Here is a 19,372-nt window from a genome sequence, read left to right as displayed (position 1 = left end):
CTGTGATGCTGAGGTGTGCTTGTGCGTGAATTAGCGACGTTGGTCGCTTTTTTCGTGCGCCACGAAGATGCCGTCGAGGCGCGTCAAGCTTTGCGGCATCGAGGTTTCGACAGGACGTTTTTGATCCAAAAGACTGCCGAAGGTGACATCCACAAACGTGGCTATGGTCGACGCACCTGGATAGTGCACGGTTTCCTCGGTGGGGTCTTTCTGGGTCTGCTTGTGGGTCTCCTGCTCCACTATCTGGTACCCGCCTTTCTGAAGGTCTCGATATATTTGTCGACCGGCATACTGGTGCTGCTGTTGGGCCTTTTCGGCGCTTTGATCGCCCGGTGGCTGGACCTGGGTGTGGAAAGCAAGATGCAGGAACGTTGCGCGCGATGGCTGGTCACGGAAGAGTCGCTGATCCTGCTGCGGGCGGAGCCTGAATCGCTGGCTTGGGCGATTCCCATTCTGCGCAGGGTTGTGGAGATGCAGCCTGCGATCTTTGCCCTGAAGACGAGTTCCTTAATCCAGCCCGGAGAGTTCCCTGCGGTGGTCCCACTCTCACCGGTGCAGATACAAGATCACGCCCGACGGCTGGCGGCCACGCACACGATCGGCCCGCCTTCACGGGGGCGCGGCGCGGCCCTGCTGGCGCGTATCATCCAATCCGGTCAGACGCTGCAGCAGGTGTGCGACGACCTGGCGCAGTACGAGCGGCTCGAGCAAAGCATCACTGCTTCGGCAGAATGGTTGTTGGACAACGCGTACATCATGCAGAGTCACATCCGCGATGTAGGCCTCAACTTGCCGCGGCGCTTCTACGAGGAACTGCCGATCTTGAGCAGCGGCCCGCAGCGAGGCGATCCGCGGGTCTATGGTTTGGCCAGCGATCTGGTGCTCCACACGGATGCCCGCCTGGACCGCAGCAACATCGGTGATTTCCTGCAGGCCTACCAGTCCGTTTCTCTGCTAAGCATCGGGGAATTGTGGGCGCTGCCGATGATGCTGCGCATCACCATCATCGACCGTTTGCGAGAACTGGCGCTGCAGGTGCTGCGGCGTTTCCATGAGGCAGTCCAGGCCGATTTCTGGGCCAACCGCTTGCTGACCACCGCCCGCCGTGATGCCAGCCAGCTCTTCAATGTTCTCGCCGAATTGGCCAAAGAACAACCCGAACCGAGCGCCTTTTTCGCCACGCAGTTGATCGGCCATCTGTACGACGAGCAGGCGGCACTCGTGCCGGTGCGAAGCTGGTTGGAACGCAGTTTGCAGACCGAGTTGGGCGAGATCAACCGCCGCGAGCAGGCCCGTCAGGCGGCGATGCAGATTTCGATCGGCAACGCCATTACCAGCCTACGCCAACTCTCGCTTCTGGATTGGCGTGAAATATTCGAGCGCCACAGCCGTACGGAAGAAATTCTGCGCCGTGACCCCGCCGGTGTGTACCCCCACATGGATTTCGACACGCGTGACCGTTACCGCCGCGCCGTCGAGCAAATCGCCCGAGGATCGAAAATCCCCGAAACCGAAGTTGCGGAACTCGCCATTGAGGCTGCTTCGAACAAGGTCGAAACGGCCGCTGCAGATTTCCGGCGAAATCACGTAGGCACCTATCTCATCGGCTCGGGACGGAAAAGTTTCATTAGTGAATTGGGCGGACGGGAGAAACTAGGCAAGCGGTTTCTGGATTGGATAAAACGCAACCACACGGTCTTGTACCTGGGTGCGGTGGGACTGGCCAATATCGTGTTGGTCGGGATCGCTGTCGCGCTGAGTTACGTGGTCGGAGAACACAGCGGCTGGCTCATCCTCGGTGGGCTGTTGAGCGTACTACCGGCCAGTCAACTGGCAATCCAGATCGTGAATTACTGCTTCACGCGGCTGTTGACACCGATCGCCTTGCCGAAGATGTCTTTCGAAGAGGAAGGCATACCGGATGAATTCCGTACGCTCGTGGTCGTGCCTTTATTGTGGGTGGACGAAAGCACGGTCGATGAGGAGATCGACAAACTGGAGATACGCTATCTCGCCAATCCACATCCGAACCTGTTGTTCGGGCTGTTCGGTGATTTCATGGACGCCGACGCGTCGACGACCAAGCAGGATGAGGTCTTGCTCGGAAGAGCCGTGGCCGGCATCGAGGCGTTGAACCGGCGTCATGGCACGGGACGCTTCTACCTTTTCCACCGCGAACGGACCTGGTGTGAATCGGAAGGTAAATTCATTGGCAAGGAACGTAAACGCGGAAAACTGCAACTGCTCAACCGTCTGATCGACGGCGAGGAACTGGAGGACATCGTACGCGTCGGTCGGGCGGAAGCAATGACCAACGTGCGTTTCGTCATCACCCTGGACAGCGATACGCAGCTGCCGCGGGACACCGCCCGTCGTTTGATCGAAACCATCGCCCATCCCCTCAATCGGCCAACGGTCGTTACCGAGAATCCACTGCGGGTTGACGGATACGGCATCATCCAACCTCGAGTCAGCACGGCGCTGCCCAGCTCTACAGCTACGATTTTCACACGCCTCTTCACCGATCCGATCGGGACCGATCCGTACACCAAAGCGGTTTCGGATGTGTATCAAGACCTTGCTTCCGAAGGATCTTATGTCGGAAAGGGGATTTACGATCCGCGTTTCTTCAATCGGATCATGAAAGACCGTTTACCCGAGGAACGCATCCTCAGCCACGATCTGATCGAAGGCGCACACGTCCGTGTGGGTTATGCGAGCGACATCGAGCTGTATGATGATTTTCCCAGCGATTACATGAGCTACGCGCGGCGTCAGCATCGCTGGATTCGGGGGGATTGGCAAATTGCAGATTGGATCCTGCCCCGGGCACCCTCCGGAAGCGGCAAGCGCGTACCCAACCCACTGTCTATCCTTAATCGCTGGAAAGTGTTTGACAATCTCCGCCGCAGCTTGGTGCCGGTGTCGTTAATGCTCTACCTGCTGGGTGCGTGGCTGATTTCTCCGGCAATGGGTGGCGTGTCCAGCCTGCTCGTCGGCGGTCTGATGCTGTTCCAACCACTGGTACAGCCTGTGACCTGGATGACGACGTCGCATGGATCGACAAATTTTACACTGCAAGAAGTGTGGCACGGCATCCGGCGTTCGTTTGTTGAGGCGGCCTTGATCCCTCATCAGACGGGTTTAGCTCTGGATGCGATTCTCAGGGTTTGGTACCGCCGGCTTGTGAGTCATCATAATTTCCTGGAATGGACGACGGCACAGATGACGGGATGGTCCACGACCGATCAGGCACGATCCTTCTCCAACACGCTCGGTATCGTCAGCTTGTTTTCCATCGTATTCGGCATTCTGGTTTGGCTGGTCCAGCCAATGAGTCTGTTTGCCGCCATTCCTTTCCTCATCCTGTGGTTCGTCAGTCCCTGGATTGGTTGGCGGCTGAATCAAGGACCGGATCAAGAAACGCCTCAACAGCAGCTTTCCAGACGAACGCGCCGCAGGATACGCAAATGGACGCGACGCACCTGGGCGTACTTCGAAGATTTCGTCACCGAAAAGACAAACTGGCTGCCGCCGGATAACTTTCAGGTCTCTCACCAGAATCAAGTTGCCGATCGCACGAGTCCGACCAACATCGGACTATGGGTGCTGTCCGCCCTGGGCGCCAACGACTGCGGCTATCTCAATGCAGACAGCGTCATAAAACAAGTAAACGCCACGATGAAGACCCTGGATCGACTCGAGAAATATGAGGGTCATTTATTGAACTGGTACAACATCGAGACACTGGAACCGTTGGAACCACGCTATGTCTCCACGGTCGACAGCGGAAACCTCTTGGGATGCTTGTGGACGCTGGAGATTGGAATCGGGGAATTGTTGGATGCGCCTTTGCTCGATCCCGTGATCCTGCACGGCGCGTGGGACACGCTCGATATTTTAAAGGACGTCTTAACGTCCACGCGTTCGGACGATCCTCATATGCAGACCTTCAACAAACTGGCGCAGACGTTGGAATCATCGCCGGGCAATCTCGAAGAGCTCATCCGCACCGTTCGCCATGCCAGCGGTCTGTCGATTGCGTTGTCCTACGGTCTGCGCCGCAGCGCCGGAACAGGCGACGAAGCGGCATACTGGGCGGGCAAATTGGAGCGGCAGATCTCCCAATGGATTCACACCGTGGATCGCTACATGAAATGGGCGGAGATTTTAACGACCGAAGCGGAGGAAGTCCTCGCGCCGTTGGGTGCAGGAACGTTGGATGCCCGTCGGCACGCGCTTCGTGAAGCTCCTTCGCTGCGAGATTTAGCCGCCGGCGCCGTGCCCGTGATGCAGGCCATCGAGGCTTCCATTCAATCCGATGACTCGCTGCCGCCATCGCTCACGGAATGGATCGAACGTTTGCGTGATGCTTTCTCTGAGGCGCGTTGGTTCGCGGGAGAAATTCTGGGGCAGGGGGAAGATCTGCTCGATACCGTTCGAGTGCTGGCCCGCAACATGAATATGCGCTTCCTGTACGATCCCGACCGCCGCCTATTTACCATCGGCTACAACGTAAGCAACCAGCGTCGTGATGGGTCCTATTACGACTTGTTGGCCAGTGAATCGCGTCTGGGAAGCTTCGTCGCCATCGCGCGCGGGGACGTTCCCAGCGAACATTGGCTTGCGCTCAATCGCCCTTACGGTTCCGTCGGAAATCATAGACTGCTGCTCAGCTGGACCGGCACGATGTTTGAATATCTGATGCCCCTGCTCTTGCAGCGTACGTACAGCAATTCCCTGTTGGACCTCGCCACGCACGAGGCCGTGGAACTGCAGCGCCAGTATGCGGATCAACGCAACATCCCCTGGGGGATCTCCGAATCCGCATACGGCGATCTTGATGTCAACAAGACGTACCAATACAAGGCGTTTGGTGTACCCGGATTGGGGTTGAAGCGCGGCCTGGAGGAGGACCTGGTTGTCGCACCTTACGCCTCCATGCTGGCATTGATGGTGGAGCCGGATCAAGCGGCGCAGAATTTACGTCGTCTGGCGGGTGAAGGGCTGCAGAGCCGCTACGGGTTTTACGAGTCGATCGATTTCACCCGTCAGCGCAAGCGCGAGGGCGAACGCGGAATCCTGGTACGGGCGTACATGGCCCACCACCAGGCGATGGGTTTTCTGGCCATGGTGAATCTACTCCACGATTACAGCATGCAGCGGCGCTTCCATGAGGATCGGCGCGTACAGGCTACCGAACCATTGTTGTACGAGCGCATCCCCGTCGCGCCACCGGTTTACGAAGTCTCCACTCGCGAACGCCCGACGACGCGTGCGACGACGGTAGAAATGGCGCCTTCCGTGAGCAAATTCGACACCGCCCAGACCCCGACGCCGAGGACCCATCTACTGTCCAACGGCAACATGGGCTTGATGATCACCAACGCCGGCGGCGGCTACAGCCAGTGGAAGGATTTTGAACTCACTCGCTGGCGGGCCGATACCACACGCGATGCGTGGGGCAGCTTCTGTTATCTCCGCGACGTCGATAACGGGCGCATCTGGTCCAACACCTATCAGCCGGTCGGAGGGGAGCCGGATAACTATTCCATTAATATGGCGATCGATCGCGCCGAGTTCCGGCGCAGAGACAACGGCATCGACACAGAAACCGAGATCGTTGTCTCGCCGGAGGATGACGTCGAAATCCGGCGCATGACCTTCATCAACCGCTCGAGCCGAGCCCGGCGGATCGAGATCACCAGCTACGTCGAATTATCCATGGCGCCGCACGACGCCGACCGGCAGCATCCTGCGTTTAATAAGATGTTCATTCAGACGGAGTCGTTGCCGCAGGTCGACGGTCTGCTTGCCTTCCGCCGGCTGCGGGATCCAGAAGATACACCGATCTTCGTCGCTCACCGCCTCACACTTGAAAACGGGGAATCGAGCCCGATGCAGTTCGAAACCGACCGTTCTCGCTTCATCGGCCGCGGGCGTTCCCCGGAAAATCCAATCGCATTAGAAGGCAATCTGAGTAACAGCAAAGGTTTCGTTCTCGATCCCATTCTGAGCATTCGCAAGTTGGTGACGATACGGCCTCGACAGCGCCTCTCCGTCTCCATGCTGCTGGCTGCTTCGAACGAACGCGATCAGGCCGTGCGGTTGATGGAAAAATACGGCGACCCACGCGCCATCACGCGCAGCCTGGAGATGGCCTGGGTTCACGCCCAACTCGAACTGCGCTTGCTGCGCATACAACCGGACGACGCCCGTCGTTTCCAGCAGTTGGCCAGCGCCATGCTTTACCCGGACGCCTGGCTGCGGCCGCCGCCCGAACGGCTGGAACAGAATCATCTGGGCCAGTCGGGCTTGTGGCCGTACGGCATCTCGGGAGATCTTCCCATCGCAGTTGTGAGCGTCGGTGAGGCGCGGGATCTGAGTACGGTGCGTCAAATGCTGCAGGCGCATACTTTCTGGCGCCAACACGGCCTGAAGTCCGATCTGATCATTCTCAACGAAGAGGCCAGCAGCTACGAAAAACCGCTGAACGAGCGACTGGAGAATTTGATCGAGACGAACTCGATCTATACCGCCGTCGATCAGCCCGGTGGGGTCTATCTGCGCAGTGTGGACCAGATTCCGGAAGACCATCTCACCTTGATCCTTTCCGCGGCCAGAGTGGCCATGGTGGCAGCACGCGGACCGCTTTCGCAGCAGCTCGGCGTTTCCCGTGAGTCGCCGGATTTACCGACCGAATTGCTGCCGCGGAAAATCCAGGAGGAACCTTCCGCTCCGCTTCCATTTATGGAATTGCCGTACTTCAACGGCCTTGGCGGATTCACGCCCGACGGTCATGAGTATGCCGTTTATCTGGGTCCGGAGGATAATACGCCCGCACCATGGGTGAACGTGTTGGCCAATCCGGAATTCGGCGCCTTGATCTCCGAAAGCGGTTCGGGTTTCGTCTGGTACGGCAACAGTCAGCAGAATCGTTTGACCGGCTGGTCGAACGATGCCGTTTGCGATCCCGCCTCAGATGCCCTCTACATCAGGGACGAGGATAGCGGCACCTTCTGGACGCCGACGCCGAAGCCCGTTCGCGAATTGGATGCCTACCGCGCCCGCCACGGCGCTGGCTACAGCGTGTTCGAACACAACAGCCATGCCATCGAGCAAGAGTTGGTCACGTTTGTGCCCATGAGCGATAAAGGTGGTGAACCGGTACGTATTCAGCGGCTGCGGCTGCACAACGATTCGACGCAAACGCGCCACCTCAGCGTGACTTTCTATGCCGATTTGGTCCTCGGCGAAGTGCGTGAAGAAAATCAGATGCACGTCATCACCAAATGGGACGAAGACACAAATGCCTTGATGGCTTACAACCATTACCACCCGGATTATGCCGATCGCGTGGCTTTCATCGCCATGAGTCCTGCGGCTGACGACTATACCGCCGATCGCACGGCGTTCGTAGGGCGGAACCAGTGTCTCGCCAATCCGGCTGCCATGCACCGCTCACAGTTGTCGAAGCGGGTAGGAGCGGGCCTGGATCCCTGTGGTGCGATGCGTGTCATGATCGAATTGGAACCCGGCCAGCGCGACGAAATAAACGTCATGCTGGGTTCGGCGGATTCGCTGGAGGATGCCAGCCGTATTATCCGCCATTTTCGGGAGAACACGCGTGTTGATGAAGCCCTGCACGAAACGAGCGGCTGGTGGGATAAATTCCTTGGGCGTGTGCAGGTCAGCCATCCGGAGCTTTCCGTGGAATTCCTGCTCAACCGCTGGCTGCTTTATCAGACACTGAGCTGCCGAATCTTCGCTCGCTCGGCGTTCTACCAGTCCGGTGGGGCTTTCGGCTTTCGTGATCAATTACAGGACGTGATGGCAATACTCCACGCTGCTCCGCAGTTCGCCCGCAAACACATTCTGCGCGCAGCAAGGCGTCAGTTCAAGGCGGGAGACGTTCAGCACTGGTGGCATCCTGCAAGCGGTGCGGGAGTTCGCACGCGGATTTCAGACGATCTGCTCTGGCTGCCCTACGTCGTCAATCACTACGTTCGGGTCACGGGGGATTTCGACATCCTCGAAGAGCAGCTGCCCTTCCTGAACGGGCGAAAGCTGCAGGAAGACGAGCATGAAATCTATCTCGTTCCAGAGGTGAGTTCGGAACGCGCCTCCCTCTACGAGCACTGCCGCCGTGCGATCGAGCTCGGTGCGACCAGCGGTCCGCATGGATTACCGTTGATCGGGACGGGGGATTGGAACGATGGACTGAATCGGGTGGGCGTCGAGGGGAAAGGCGAGAGCGTCTGGTTGGCCTGGTTCCTGATCGATATCCTGGATGGTTTTGCCGATCTGGCGGAAGAAACCGGCCGGCAGGATGATGCGGCGGATTTCCGTAAGCGCGCAAGCAGGCTTGCGGAACATGTCGAGAAGGAAGCCTGGGATGGCGCCTGGTACCAACGAGCGACTTACGACGACGGTACACCGCTTGGCTCGGCGAGAAACGTTGAGGCGCGCATCGATTCTCTGCCCCAGTCATGGGCGCTTATTTGTGGGGCCGCAGATCCGGATCGTTCGAAGACGGCACTCGAATCGGTGTGGGAGCAATTGGTGCGCGAAAAGGATCGCCTGGTATTGTTGTTTACACCGCCCTTCGATAAATCCGCGCACAATCCCGGATACATCGCAGGCTATCCACCCGGTGTTCGCGAGAATGGGGGACAATACACCCACGCTGCCGTCTGGTTGGCGATCGCGTACGCGCGCATGGGGGACGGTAAACGCGCGGCGCAGATTTTGCGCATGCTGAATCCCATCGAGCACACCCGCGAACCGCAGGACGTTGACCGTTATACGGTCGAGCCGTACGTGATTGCGGCGGATGTCTATAATCTCGCCGGCAAAGTAGGGAAAGGGGGCTGGACCTGGTATACCGGTTCGGCCGGCTGGATGTACCGGGCCTGGGTCGAAGAAATTCTGGGCTTGAAGGTTCGGGGGGACGTGCTGCGCGTGGATCCCGTCATCCCTGCCGCGTGGGACGATTTCAACATCCGTTATTCGCACCGCGATGCGGTCTATGAACTGAAGGTCGAGAATCCGGATCACGTCGGCCGGGGAGTGGCGTGGATCGAGATGGACGGCAGACGCCTGGACAAGCTCGAGCTGCCCCTGGATGGCAACGCCGTGAAACATAAGGTGGTCGTACGGATGGGGGTTCGAGAAGATACGAAATCCAAAAAGCAGGAAGATTCGGCGGAACCGGTTGAATCGGGTGACGATTGACCGTGCGGTGTAACCTTTGAACTCAGCGGAAGCACGTCTATTCCTCCTCCGCGTCGAATTCCTCCTTCGTTATGAATTCTCCCCCCGTGATTTGCTTGTCGAGCAGTTGACGCCGGAGATCGAAAGTGAGCGTCGCTTCGATGGGTTGGAAGCACAAATCGCTGCCGATGAGCGTTTTGCGAGTGAAGTAGGCGTCCTCGCTGCCGCCCTCACCGTAGCGCACAGTCAGGTCGGTCATTAAATCGACGCGTGTCTTCAATTTTTCCCCGCAGCGACTACAACGAACGTAGATCCAAAGCCCCTGGTCGTCCTCTGAACGCACAAACAAGTCGCCTATCTTTTTCAGGAGATTCATATGGGCGAGTACCCCTTTCCAAAAAGGATCGGTCTAAGCCTAATCATATCGCATCTTTGTCGGGTGCAAGGTGTAATCCGTGTGCCGAATCGTCCTTAAAACATAAAGCACCCGCTGCGCTTGCGCATGAGTGCTCGTGAGGCATCAGGCTCCTCGGGTAGGACTCGAACCTACAACCTAGCGGTTAACAGCCGCCCGCTCTGCCGATTGAGCTACCGAGGAAAGCAGGTGGCATTATAACCGTCCCGCACTCGCACCGTCAAGGAATCGTATCCTGTTGGATCGAGGGCAATGATTGCTTCGCGGAGCATTTTCCATCGTCTCAGTGAGATTCCGCTATAATGACGGCATGTACACCTCGAGCGAAGGGGTTCCGGAGCGGCCAAAACGTGCCTTCGTCCCTCGAACGTTTGCCGTATTGATCGCCATCATCGTGTTTGTAACGTGGCTTCTATACACGCCAGACGGCTTGCTGGGGAAAGCGGACGCTGTCGGATATGCATTGTGCCATCGCATCGACCTGCGCTCTTTCCAACTCGGCACGCGGCAGATGCCGCTCTGCGCACGCTGCACAGGAATGTATCTCGGTGTGCTGATCGGCCTCGGTTTTTATATCACCCGCCGGACGAAAGCGGGCCGTTATCCCGATAAGGCTGTATCTGCGGCCCTCATTTGCTTCGCCGCCATCTGGGCCGTCGACGGGCTCAATTCGTACTTGCAGCTCCTGCCGATGGCCTCCGGCGTTTACCATCCGAGCAACATGCTGCGCTTGATCACGGGCACATTGGTGGGAATCTCTCTGGCGACTCTGGTGTACCCGGCTTTCAGCCAGTTTTCCTGGAAGGATGCCCAAAACGAGCCGGTGCTGCGTTCGTTCAAGGATTTGGGGTTGCTGCTGCTTATCGCCGCCATCCTTGTGGCTTTCGTTCTCGATGGAAATCCGTTGGTTCTCTATCCGCTGGCGGTCGCCAGCACGCTGTCCGCGTTCCTCATATTGACGATCGTTTACACATCGGTCGTGTTGGCTGTCTCGCGCCGGGAAAATCGAGCCGAACGCTGGCGGGATTTATTCACGCCCATTGTGATCGGATTGACGCTGGCCGTGATCCAGATCGGAGCCATCGATTTGCTTCGCTACACGTTAACGGGAACATGGGCGGGTTTTCATTTTTAAGCGTTTCCATTCTCGCCGTACGGGATTCGCGGCACGAGAAATGTGTGGTATAAGCAGTATCGATTGACTCGAATCGGATGTTGCTCGAGAAGCGGAGGGGAAGTTGGTGGAAAGTATCGCGGGATTATTTGCGGCATTCGGCCTTTCGGCAAGTGCAGGCCTGAACGCGTACGTGCCGCTGTTGATCGTGGCGCTGATGGCACGCTTCACGGATTGGATCACGCTGTCTGAAACGTGGGAACCGCTCACCAGTTGGTGGACGATCGCCGTGTTGGTGATTCTGGGGGTGATCGAATTCTTCGTGGATAAAGTGCCCGCCGTCAATCACGTCAACGATGCCATCCAGACCCCATCCCGTGCTGGCGATCATCGCCGGCATCCTGGTTTCGGGCAGCGTGCACGTGGCCAAGTCGGCCGCCGTCCGCCCGACGGTCACGGCGACGACGGCCGGCGTCGGCAACGTCCCGGTGAGCGTCGCCGAGGATGTGACGGCCACGGTGATTTCGATTCTGGCCGTCGTACTGCCCGTGGCCATCGCCGCGCTGATCATCATGTTTACGGCATTCGTCGTCTGGTGGCTCTGGCGGCGAGCGAATGTCGAGAGAGCGACAAAGGATTGAGACAGTTTTTCCCGCTAGGCTGAGCGCACTTGCTGCACAAGGATGACTTCCCTAGCCGGAAAACCTTTGTGGCTCGACTCCCCATTTTCCTAGGGTCCGATTGCCAACCAAATAGCAAATCCGGCGATCACCAAGCATATCGGCACATAGATTCGTGAATCATTTCTGGCGAAGGTAGTGTCCCGCACTTTCTTGAAGAGACCACAATACTGAAAATCACCAATTACCCGCAGTGTGAAAATCCCAGTGATCACCCACATACCGATGTGAGGTATCCACATTGGACCGAGGTCCGTATACAAGCCTCGCCAAAGCGTTACGAACGCGGCTGCTGAAAGAGCCACCGCCACTAAAAGAGTTTGAAACTTCCCAGGTTCGAACAGCGGTATACCGTCTTGTGTTGGAGTCGCACTTTTCCAGCCCCATCTACCTCCGAAAACCCAGTAGAGGTGAATGGAAGACAGGGTTAGAAACAAGACACAAAGGACGATAGTGGGTATCAGAATCATAACGTAATCCTTCCCTTGAGTGCTTCAAGCGGAGCAACTGTTTGCGCTGAATTTACGCTTGTTGTTTCTCTTATTTGCCGGCTTGATACGAAAGCAACCCGGTCTTTCACAGCTCAGATATACTCAAGCCAATCGATTGCTTCCCGACGAGTGGGAAAAAATCGAATCTGCCCTCCCCGATTTACTTCAGATGCAAACGCCTGAAGATTCACAAAGTGAGCCGTCAAATCGGGTATTACGGCTGCCATACGCATGTGATAAACAGACAGTTTGTGCAGCAGCTCACCTGCAAGTCCGCTGCTCAAATCGAAGAATTCAGCCGGAAGGGCAGGCCTGTCTAGCAGCAGCGACGCGGTGCCGTTCTCGATGCAGTCCGTAAAAATCAGGCTGGGATCGAAACGTTAGGCCGATCTGGCCTCGAAGAATTACTCCATGGTTTCTCTGTGCCTCCTCGGTTTGGGGTTAACGTGCATCGCAGATCTAGCGTGAGATGATCCATTTCAACGTTCAGAAATTAATATCGAATGGTGCAGAGTGACTACTCGCGAACGTTTTGAGTTCCTCTAAAGCCTGGAGCCCCATCTCGCGTTCCTCCGGCGTCAGTTGCAGCGCTTCAAATTCCTCCTCGTCCAACACCTGGCATTCACCGTTCGGAAGTACGACCAGATCGAGCGCCAGATCGTCGGCATAAATATGCCCCGGTTCGATTTTCGCCGGGCGGGTGACGTTGCAGTACCAACCTTTCAAGCGCCCGTCTCGGCCGTCGTGAATCCGGAATACGTTGTACCACCGATCGGCGTAGAAAGTCTCCACGAAGCGGTCACCGCGCTGCAGTTCGATGCCGCCCAGAGATCGATCCTCCCGGTCGAACGCCGCCACGAGGGTGACGCTCGCCGAGTCCGTACGCAGCACTTCGCCCGTATAGCGCCAGGCCTCGATTCCATCTGCGTCGAGTTTGTGTACCGTTACTGAATCTCCGGCCGACGGTCGAACTTCCTGGGGAATGGGTTTCATACGCTGATCCCCAGCGCTTCCAATAATTCAGCGATTTGTTTACCGAAGGCCGGTGTGGCGATCATCCCCTGCCGTCTGGGCCGGGGAAGATTCACTTTGCTGGAACGCAGGATCGTTCCCGGCCGGGCGCTGAGCACGAGAACCCGATCCCCGAGGTACAGCGCTTCGTCGACGTCGTGGGTGATGAAGATGATCGTCTTCTCGAAGCGGCGCCAGATGTCGAGCAGCCAGTCCTGCAGCTCGCGCCGCGTCAGCGCGTCGAGTGCACCGAAGGGTTCGTCGAGCAGGAGGACATCACGTTCGGTCAACATCGTGCGCAGCAGTGCGGCGCGCTGCCGCATCCCGCCGGAGAGTTCACTGGGGTAGGCGGCGCGGAACTCCGCCAGTCCGAAGAGGGGCAGAAGCTGCTCCGCTTTCGAACGGGCGCTTTCCGCCGGGATGCCCAGCAGTTCCTGTGGGAGGATGACGTTGTCGAGAACGCTGCGCCAGGGAAGCAGAAGATCGCGCTGGGGCATGTAGCCCACGCGGCCGGTCCGCTTTTTACAGGTCTCCCCGTCGATGCATATCTCTCCTGAGTCCGGTTCGAGCAGTCCGACGATGAGATTGAAGATCGTGCTCTTGCCGCTTCCCGAAGGTCCGATGATGGTCACGAATTCGCCGGGATGCACCTCGAAAGAAAGATTCTCCAGCGCACGTATGGTCCTGCCATTGGCGTTGAAGGTCTTACTGACGTTGCGAAGTTCGACTTTTGCCGTCGGCATCGTCATCCTTTGATCTCAAGGTCCGCCAGGTCATGCTCAAGGAAGGAACGCATTGGTGAATGCGGCTTCCGCATCCATCCCTTCGGCGAGGATGCCGTTTTCGAGCATCCAGTTCGAGTACCCCTGCCAGACGACCAGCGACTGCTCGCCCCAGCGGGCAGCCTCAGCCTGGTAGCGTGGCGAGATCCACGCCTGACTGGCGTACACCAGTTCACTGTCGAGTTCCGGAACGGCGCCGAGCAAGATTGCCGCCGCCTCGTCCGGGTTTTCAATCGCGAGTTGATAGCCGCGCGAGACGGCACGGAGAAAGCGGTATACGATCTGCGGACGGTCTGCAATCGTCTGCTCGCTGGTAATGAGCACCGGCGTGTAATAATCCGGAATGCAATCGAACCAGTCCTGCATCATGATCACGTTCAAGTCGATGTTCTCTTCTTCGGCCTGGATGCCTTGCCAGGCGTAAAAGATCCAGGCCAGGTCGATCTGTTGCTCGTCGAGCAGGGCCAAGGGATCGGCGAATCCCGTATCGACGATGTTCAGCGCCTCGTAATCTCCACCGGCGCAGGCCATCAAGACGCGCAAGGTGGGCTCTTCGAACGGACTGCCGTAGGATCCGTAGGTCAGTCCGGCCCAGTCAGCGGGGGATCTGACCTGGAGTTCACCGCGAGAAGCAAATCCGGAGGTGTTGTGTTGGATGATGGCGGCGATGGAGACGATGGGCACGTCGTCCGCTCTGGCGAGGGTGATCTGTTCCTGGAAACTTACACCGAAATCGGCGGCGCCGCTGGCAACGGCTTGCTCGGCGTAGACTTCGCCCGGTTGGATGATATCGACCTGCAGATTTTCGTCTTCGAAATAGCCGTTCGCCTGGGCGACGAACAGCCCGGTATGGTTGGTATTCGGCACCCAATCGAGCATCAAGGTGACCGCATCGGGCGCAACGCTCGTTGTCTCGGTCGCGGTTTCTTCGGCGCTGCATGCCGCGAGAAGGCCGAGGAGCACGATCGAAAGGCTGACGGTCAAGATTCTTTTCATGGAAGTTCCCTCCTGGAAAGATTCATCTCAGTAGATTCCCGCATCCTCCCATTGTTCGCTGCGCTGTGCGGAGTGATACCAGGGAAGTACGGCGCGTTCGATCAGGTACAGCGCCGCAAACAGGCCGATGCTGATCGCCGTGGTGATCAGGATGGCCACGAACACCTGATCGGTCGCCAGGGCGTTTTTCGAACGCAGCATGTACAGGCCCAACCCCGCCGAACCGCCCACCCATTCGCCGATCGTGGCACCGACGACGCTGTACGTGACTGCGACGCGTAGACCGGAGAAAAAGGAAGGCAGTGCGGACGGCAAGCGTACGATGCGCCAGATTTGACGCCTGCTGGCGCCCATGGCGCGCAGCAGTGCAACCAGATCGGGATCGGTGGACGCCAGTCCATCGGCGGTGCTGACCGCCATAGGGAAGAAGCAAACCAGCACGACGATGATCACCTTGGGCATCAATCCAAAACCGAACCAGATGATCAGCAAAGGCGCGATGGCCATGATTTGTATCGTCTGCGAGGCGACGAGAATGGGGTAGAGCGCTCTGCGTAAAAAGGGAGACAGGTCGATCGCTGCGGCGATCAAAATGCCCAACAGGATGGCGATCGCCAGGCCGATGGCGGTCTCGAGCATCGTCGTCCCGATCGCCGCGAGCAGGATGTGGCGCGTCTCCCAGCCTGCCTGAATGACCTGGAGCGGGGAGGGCAGGATGAAGGCCGATAAACCGCTTCGGGCGGCGACGACCTGCCAGCACAGCAGTACGAAAGCGATCAGCAGCAGCGCAGGGAATATCTCGCCTGCCCAGCGCGAGCGGATGCGTGGTTTGTCCCTTTTCATCGGGGCAGCGTTTGACTCACTCATTTTTCGTACGGTACTTGCCCACTTTCTCTTCGATGGTCGTGCCGTGGACGCTGTCCCCGATCTTGATCAGCGTCACCACCTTTTGCGCACCGGCTTCGAAACAAGCCAGATGCGCCGCTTTGGCAGCCGCCAGCAATTCGTCCAATTGGCCTTCCATCACCGTCTCCATGGGGGTCACTTCGTATCGGACTCCCTGTGCGGCGATCGCTTCGATGGCGTGATCGACGATCGGAAATGCGTCCTCGGTGAGCGGCAGCACCTGAACGGACACGTTGACGGTTCGGTTCTCATCCATTTCCATTTCGTTTTCTCCTCATACGCTTCCCGGACAAAGCGGAAGCGGTTCAGGCTCGGCCCGGTGTATGCACCGCCAGCAGCAATCCCTGCTGCAGCATTATGCGCGCAGGGGATTCTTTCAGTACGTTGCTGACGCCGCGCGCCGGGCCGAGAATCAGCTCGTCCCCATCCAGGCTGTAGATAGGTTGTGCGTCGTGATCCCTCTTGCTGCGGAGCCGATGGGAATCAAACTAAGCGTATCTCCCTGCCGGCCATCGACATCGCCGCCCGGTGGGCGGATCAACCATGCCGTTTGCTCGCCGTGCCAGATGCGTACTTTCAAGCCCTGCAGACGCGGATGAGCAAGCAGGTAGATGTTGGACAGGGTCATGTCCAGGCGGCCGCCCACGGCGCCGAGAATGTATATTTCTTGCGCCCCCCGATCGACGGCGTGGAGCAGCGCCAGCTCCAGATCGGTCTCATCCTTGAGTGTGGGAAAGCTATCGACTTTCACGCCGGATTTGCGCAGCGATTCGCGCTCTTCGTTTTCCAGTGAATCGAGGTCGCCGAGTACGACGTCGTAATCCAGACCCAGCAGCTTGCAGTTCTTACTGCCGCCGTCCACGGCGATGACCTGTGCGTCGTCCAACGCTTCTGCACGCGCCCGGATTCTTTCGGGTTCTGCGATGACGCCGTTGGCGACGACGATCGTACGTTTTCCCATGAATAAAGCCACTCCTTGGCGGGGGAGTGGCTTCTCGTGTTGTTCATATCTGTGCCATCCCTACGCCGGCATGATCCGGATCAGGTTCTACGGGTCGAGGGCGCTCACCCTCCTCTCAGCCCGATGGTCATCGGGCTCCCCGTGGATTTCTCATTTCTCTCTTTGAAGTATACCGGCGGCAAATCGGGCCGTCAAGCCAACGCGGGGTACAGTTGGATTGAACGGGCTGCCGGCGGGACTGGTGAAATCCGCGAATTCGAAGCAGGCGATTTATCTACATACGGCTGTCGAGGCAGACCGGCTCCGGCAGCCGCAAGAAAAAACCCTCCGACGAGGGAGGGGTAATGTCCGATACGTATAAAAATGAAAGGATGATCGCTTGGATAACCCTATTCTTTCATTTCTTCGAGAATACTGTAGAGAAGCTCGAGCAGAACGTTCTTGACCGAATCTCTGTCCGTCGCTATACAGGGCAGCATCTTGACTTTCTCATCCAGCTTCAAAGCGATACGCAGATCATCGACTTCCCAGGCGTCATCGACATCCTGTTTGTTTGCTGCGACGACGTAGGGAGTCGGCGCATAGGCGCGGAAGGTCTGCAGGATGCCGCGAGCTTCACGGAAGGTTTCCGGACGGGCGCTGTCGACCATCACGATGAAGCCCAGCATGCCCTCCGAGAGAATCTCCCACATGAAATCGAAGCGTTTTTGACCGGGCGTGCCGAATAGGTAGAGTACGAGATCGTCATCGACGGTGATGCGGCCGAAGTCCATCGCCACGGTCGTCGTTTCTTTAACGCGCTCCGCCTCCGAACTGATCTTTCGCTCCGTAGAGACGACATCGATCTCGCTCACAGAGCAGATGAAGGCGGTTTTTCCGCTGTTGAAGGGGCCGGTGACGACCATCTTTACAGTTTGCATAAAAGATCCTCGCCTATAAGGACCGGACGCGATCGATCAGACGGTTGACCAGAGATGTCTGCTTCTTGCGATCGACAGGCGGCACCCGTTGGGCGTGCCGGGGCAGCGGCATGCCGTCCGGTCGTACGATTTCGATTAATCCAGCCTGGAGCAATCCGTACACGATGCGGCGGATTTCCAGGTCGTTCATTTTATTGGCTTTCGCGATTTGTTTGATGCTGTTTTTTGGATTGATGTACGAGACCACTTTCCATTCCTCGACGGTGAGATTTACGTCGCGGATGTTCGCGCCGGGACGTTCGACGAAATTCAGCGCCATGCTGAGATTGGGGATCTCGTCCTGGAGCTGCTCCCATTCCTGAACGTGACGCGAGCCTTCCATGATGATGTTCTCGAGATCGAGGCGAATTGTGATGGCGTCATCCGGGGGTAGCACGCTGGCGTCGAAGCGGAAGAAACCGTCCGACCAGGTGAAGAGTTGATACACGGTATCCAACACATATTGTTGGATCCCCGAGAGAATATCCTGCTGGCTGAGATAACCCGCATTGATCAAGAGCAGTCCCAATTCCTTGTCGGTCTTGTCGCTTGCGTGTTCCTTGATGGTCGTGGCTTGCTTTGCGGTCATCACGCCGGCTTTGGTCAAGATGTTCGTGAGCGAGCTGTCTCCTTTGCCCATTTGTGCGTAGTTGTGTGACCGTAAAGTCACGCAGGTTGCCCTTCAGTGCCATTTGGCTCTCTTCTACATTGCTACGCTCATCGATCGCGCCACTTCTCTGCAGCGAAGCGGCTCTGGAGCATGCTTTCAGGTTTCGCTCGCTGCATGAGTGTTCAACGCGATCAGGTGGCGGGATTATACCTGTAGGGGACGGACAGTGCAAACACAAGACGAAGGGAAGTCGGTACGCCTTCTTGTTGCCTTACCTTTAATCGAATCGTGACCATCCCGTAAAGATCGTTGTTCGATACCAGACACCACCCACTCATTGTATCGACAACTATGGGGAGATTTCAACTGGTCCGTATTGGCTATTAACTCTTGAGCGCGATGTAAAGTCGGAGTAAATCGAAAGGAGGTGAAGCGGCTACAGGTGGGAGATGGATTATTCTTTCAATAAAATGCCTTGATCTGTCCTTCGAGATACTTTATATATAGTTGATTTCATCCCTCGATTTGCGATAGACTGCATGTCGTTGGTTTTATTGAGAATCACTCATGATTGATTAAGGTAGGTACGATATGTCTTCCATACGAAAATTTTTACACATTCCGTTTCACCCGATACTCTTCGGCCTATATCCGGTCGTAAAGTTTTTGGCCTTCAATATTAAGGAAGTTGAAATTGTTTCCACGATGCGGATATTTATAATTGTCGCTGCGAGTATCCTGGCGTTATTCCTGCTCTTGCGAGTTCTTGTGCGGGATTGGGATCGCTCGGCTGTGATGGTTTCCATCGCCGCGTTGTTGTTTTTCAGCTACGGGCAGGTTTACAGCGAATTGAAAAACGTGGATGTCTTCGGTGTGAGTCTGGGGCGCCATCGCTACCTCCTTGTCGTATTTTTGGCCTTGTTGATTGTGGGATGGACGTGGGTTGTAAAGAAAACGAAGAGCGTGGATATAACCATCGGAATGAATGCGATCGCTTTCATCCTTCTAATCGTTCCATTGTTTCAGATCACATCTTATGAGCTGCGGTTTCGAAAATCGAGTCCTTCGGCCGCTGATCTTGAGGTCACTCAACATGTAGACGCATCCGGAGAATATCCCGATATCTATTACATCATTACCGATGCATACACTCGGGACGATACCTTGTTGGAATATTATGGATATGACAATACACCGTTTCTGGAAGCTTTGGAAGAGCGTGGTTTTTATGTTG

13 protein-coding genes, 1 tRNA gene and 1 riboswitch are annotated in these 19,372 nt (G+C 57.1%); of the genes, 4 read left to right on the top strand and 10 right to left on the bottom strand.

What is annotated here, in order from left to right; genetic code table 11:
- The first annotated feature begins 21 nt into the window (after nt 1-21).
- Nucleotides 22-9,234, top strand: a complete 9,213-nt coding sequence (locus tag P8Z34_10185; protein ID MEJ2551040.1) for a glucoamylase family protein — start codon at nt 22-24, stop codon at nt 9,232-9,234.
- Between the two features lie 37 nt (nt 9,235-9,271).
- Here P8Z34_10185 and P8Z34_10180 read toward each other — a convergent pair whose 3' ends face one another.
- Nucleotides 9,272-9,589 carry a hypothetical protein gene (locus P8Z34_10180; protein MEJ2551039.1) on the bottom strand — a complete coding sequence of 106 codons (318 nt, stop codon included), beginning with the start codon at nt 9,587-9,589 and terminating at the stop codon, nt 9,272-9,274.
- A 149-nt stretch (nt 9,590-9,738) separates the two neighbouring features.
- Nucleotides 9,739-9,811 (bottom strand) — tRNA-Asn (locus P8Z34_10175).
- Between the two features lie 73 nt (nt 9,812-9,884).
- Between P8Z34_10175 and P8Z34_10170 the strand changes: the two genes are divergently transcribed.
- Nucleotides 9,885-10,763 carry a DUF2085 domain-containing protein gene (locus P8Z34_10170; protein ID MEJ2551038.1) on the top strand — a complete coding sequence of 293 codons (879 nt, stop codon included), beginning with the start codon at nt 9,885-9,887 and terminating at the stop codon, nt 10,761-10,763.
- A gap of 335 nt (nt 10,764-11,098) precedes the next feature.
- The gene (locus P8Z34_10165) at nt 11,099-11,383 is read left to right on the top strand and encodes a DUF4126 domain-containing protein (GenBank protein ID MEJ2551037.1); all 285 of its coding nucleotides are present in this window, start codon (nt 11,099-11,101) and stop codon (nt 11,381-11,383) included.
- A 1,016-nt stretch (nt 11,384-12,399) separates the two neighbouring features.
- On the opposite strand, the gene P8Z34_10160 is transcribed toward P8Z34_10165, so the two are convergent.
- From P8Z34_10160 to P8Z34_10125, 8 genes are all read right to left on the bottom strand, one after another.
- Nucleotides 12,400-12,906, bottom strand: a complete 507-nt coding sequence (locus P8Z34_10160; GenBank protein ID MEJ2551036.1) for a DUF402 domain-containing protein — start codon at nt 12,904-12,906, stop codon at nt 12,400-12,402.
- Nucleotides 12,903-13,667: an ABC transporter ATP-binding protein gene (locus P8Z34_10155; GenBank protein ID MEJ2551035.1), complete on the bottom strand. Its 765-nt coding sequence runs from the start codon at nt 13,665-13,667 to the stop codon at nt 12,903-12,905. Before P8Z34_10155 ends, P8Z34_10160 begins: the two co-directional genes overlap by 4 nt.
- A 36-nt stretch (nt 13,668-13,703) precedes the next feature.
- Nucleotides 13,704-14,702, bottom strand: coding sequence for an ABC transporter substrate-binding protein (locus P8Z34_10150; protein ID MEJ2551034.1), 999 nt, complete (start codon nt 14,700-14,702; stop codon nt 13,704-13,706).
- A gap of 27 nt (nt 14,703-14,729) precedes the next feature.
- Nucleotides 14,730-15,569, bottom strand: a complete 840-nt coding sequence (locus P8Z34_10145) for an ABC transporter permease (protein ID MEJ2551033.1) — start codon at nt 15,567-15,569, stop codon at nt 14,730-14,732.
- Nucleotides 15,562-15,864, bottom strand: coding sequence for a thiamine-binding protein (locus tag P8Z34_10140; GenBank protein MEJ2551032.1), 303 nt, complete (start codon nt 15,862-15,864; stop codon nt 15,562-15,564). Before P8Z34_10140 ends, P8Z34_10145 begins: the two co-directional genes overlap by 8 nt.
- Nucleotides 15,865-16,020: 156 nt before the next feature.
- Nucleotides 16,021-16,569 carry a thiamine diphosphokinase gene (locus P8Z34_10135; GenBank protein ID MEJ2551031.1) on the bottom strand — a complete coding sequence of 183 codons (549 nt, stop codon included), beginning with the start codon at nt 16,567-16,569 and terminating at the stop codon, nt 16,021-16,023.
- A gap of 40 nt (nt 16,570-16,609) precedes the next feature.
- A riboswitch (TPP riboswitch) is annotated at nt 16,610-16,721 on the bottom strand.
- Nucleotides 16,722-16,958: 237 nt separating this feature from the next.
- Nucleotides 16,959-17,489 carry an ATP/GTP-binding protein gene (locus P8Z34_10130; protein MEJ2551030.1) on the bottom strand — a complete coding sequence of 177 codons (531 nt, stop codon included), beginning with the start codon at nt 17,487-17,489 and terminating at the stop codon, nt 16,959-16,961.
- 13 nt (nt 17,490-17,502) lie between these two features.
- On the bottom strand, nt 17,503-18,198 hold the full coding sequence (locus P8Z34_10125; GenBank protein ID MEJ2551029.1) for a DUF4388 domain-containing protein: 696 nt from the start codon (nt 18,196-18,198) through the stop codon (nt 17,503-17,505).
- 645 nt (nt 18,199-18,843) lie between these two features.
- On the opposite strand from P8Z34_10125, the gene P8Z34_10120 reads away from it, so the two are divergent.
- The coding region (locus P8Z34_10120) for a hypothetical protein (GenBank protein MEJ2551028.1) at nt 18,844-19,372 on the top strand (529 nt) is incomplete at its 3' end.

This window comes from Anaerolineales bacterium, assembly GCA_037382465.1.
Taxonomy (GTDB): Bacteria; Chloroflexota; Anaerolineae; order Anaerolineales; family E44-bin32; genus WVZH01.
The sequence above is the reverse complement of the archived record's forward strand: the minus strand, read 5'-3'. Positions and strand labels throughout refer to the sequence as shown.

Excerpts from the sequence above, each read along its gene's own strand:
- P8Z34_10135 (MEJ2551031.1), bottom strand. The coding sequence starts at position 16,569 with ATGGGAAAACGTACGATCGTCGTCGCCAACGGCGTCATCGCAGAACCC.
- P8Z34_10155 (MEJ2551035.1), bottom strand. The coding sequence starts at position 13,667 with ATGCCGACGGCAAAAGTCGAACTTCGCAACGTCAGTAAGACCTTCAAC.
- P8Z34_10180 (MEJ2551039.1), bottom strand. The coding sequence starts at position 9,589 with ATGAATCTCCTGAAAAAGATAGGCGACTTGTTTGTGCGTTCAGAGGAC.
- P8Z34_10140 (MEJ2551032.1), bottom strand. The coding sequence starts at position 15,864 with ATGGATGAGAACCGAACCGTCAACGTGTCCGTTCAGGTGCTGCCGCTC.
- P8Z34_10150 (MEJ2551034.1), bottom strand. The coding sequence starts at position 14,702 with ATGAAAAGAATCTTGACCGTCAGCCTTTCGATCGTGCTCCTCGGCCTT.
- P8Z34_10160 (MEJ2551036.1), bottom strand. The coding sequence starts at position 12,906 with ATGAAACCCATTCCCCAGGAAGTTCGACCGTCGGCCGGAGATTCAGTA.
- P8Z34_10165 (MEJ2551037.1), top strand. The coding sequence starts at position 11,099 with ATGCCATCCAGACCCCATCCCGTGCTGGCGATCATCGCCGGCATCCTG.
- P8Z34_10145 (MEJ2551033.1), bottom strand. The coding sequence starts at position 15,569 with ATGAGTGAGTCAAACGCTGCCCCGATGAAAAGGGACAAACCACGCATC.
- P8Z34_10130 (MEJ2551030.1), bottom strand. The coding sequence starts at position 17,489 with ATGCAAACTGTAAAGATGGTCGTCACCGGCCCCTTCAACAGCGGAAAA.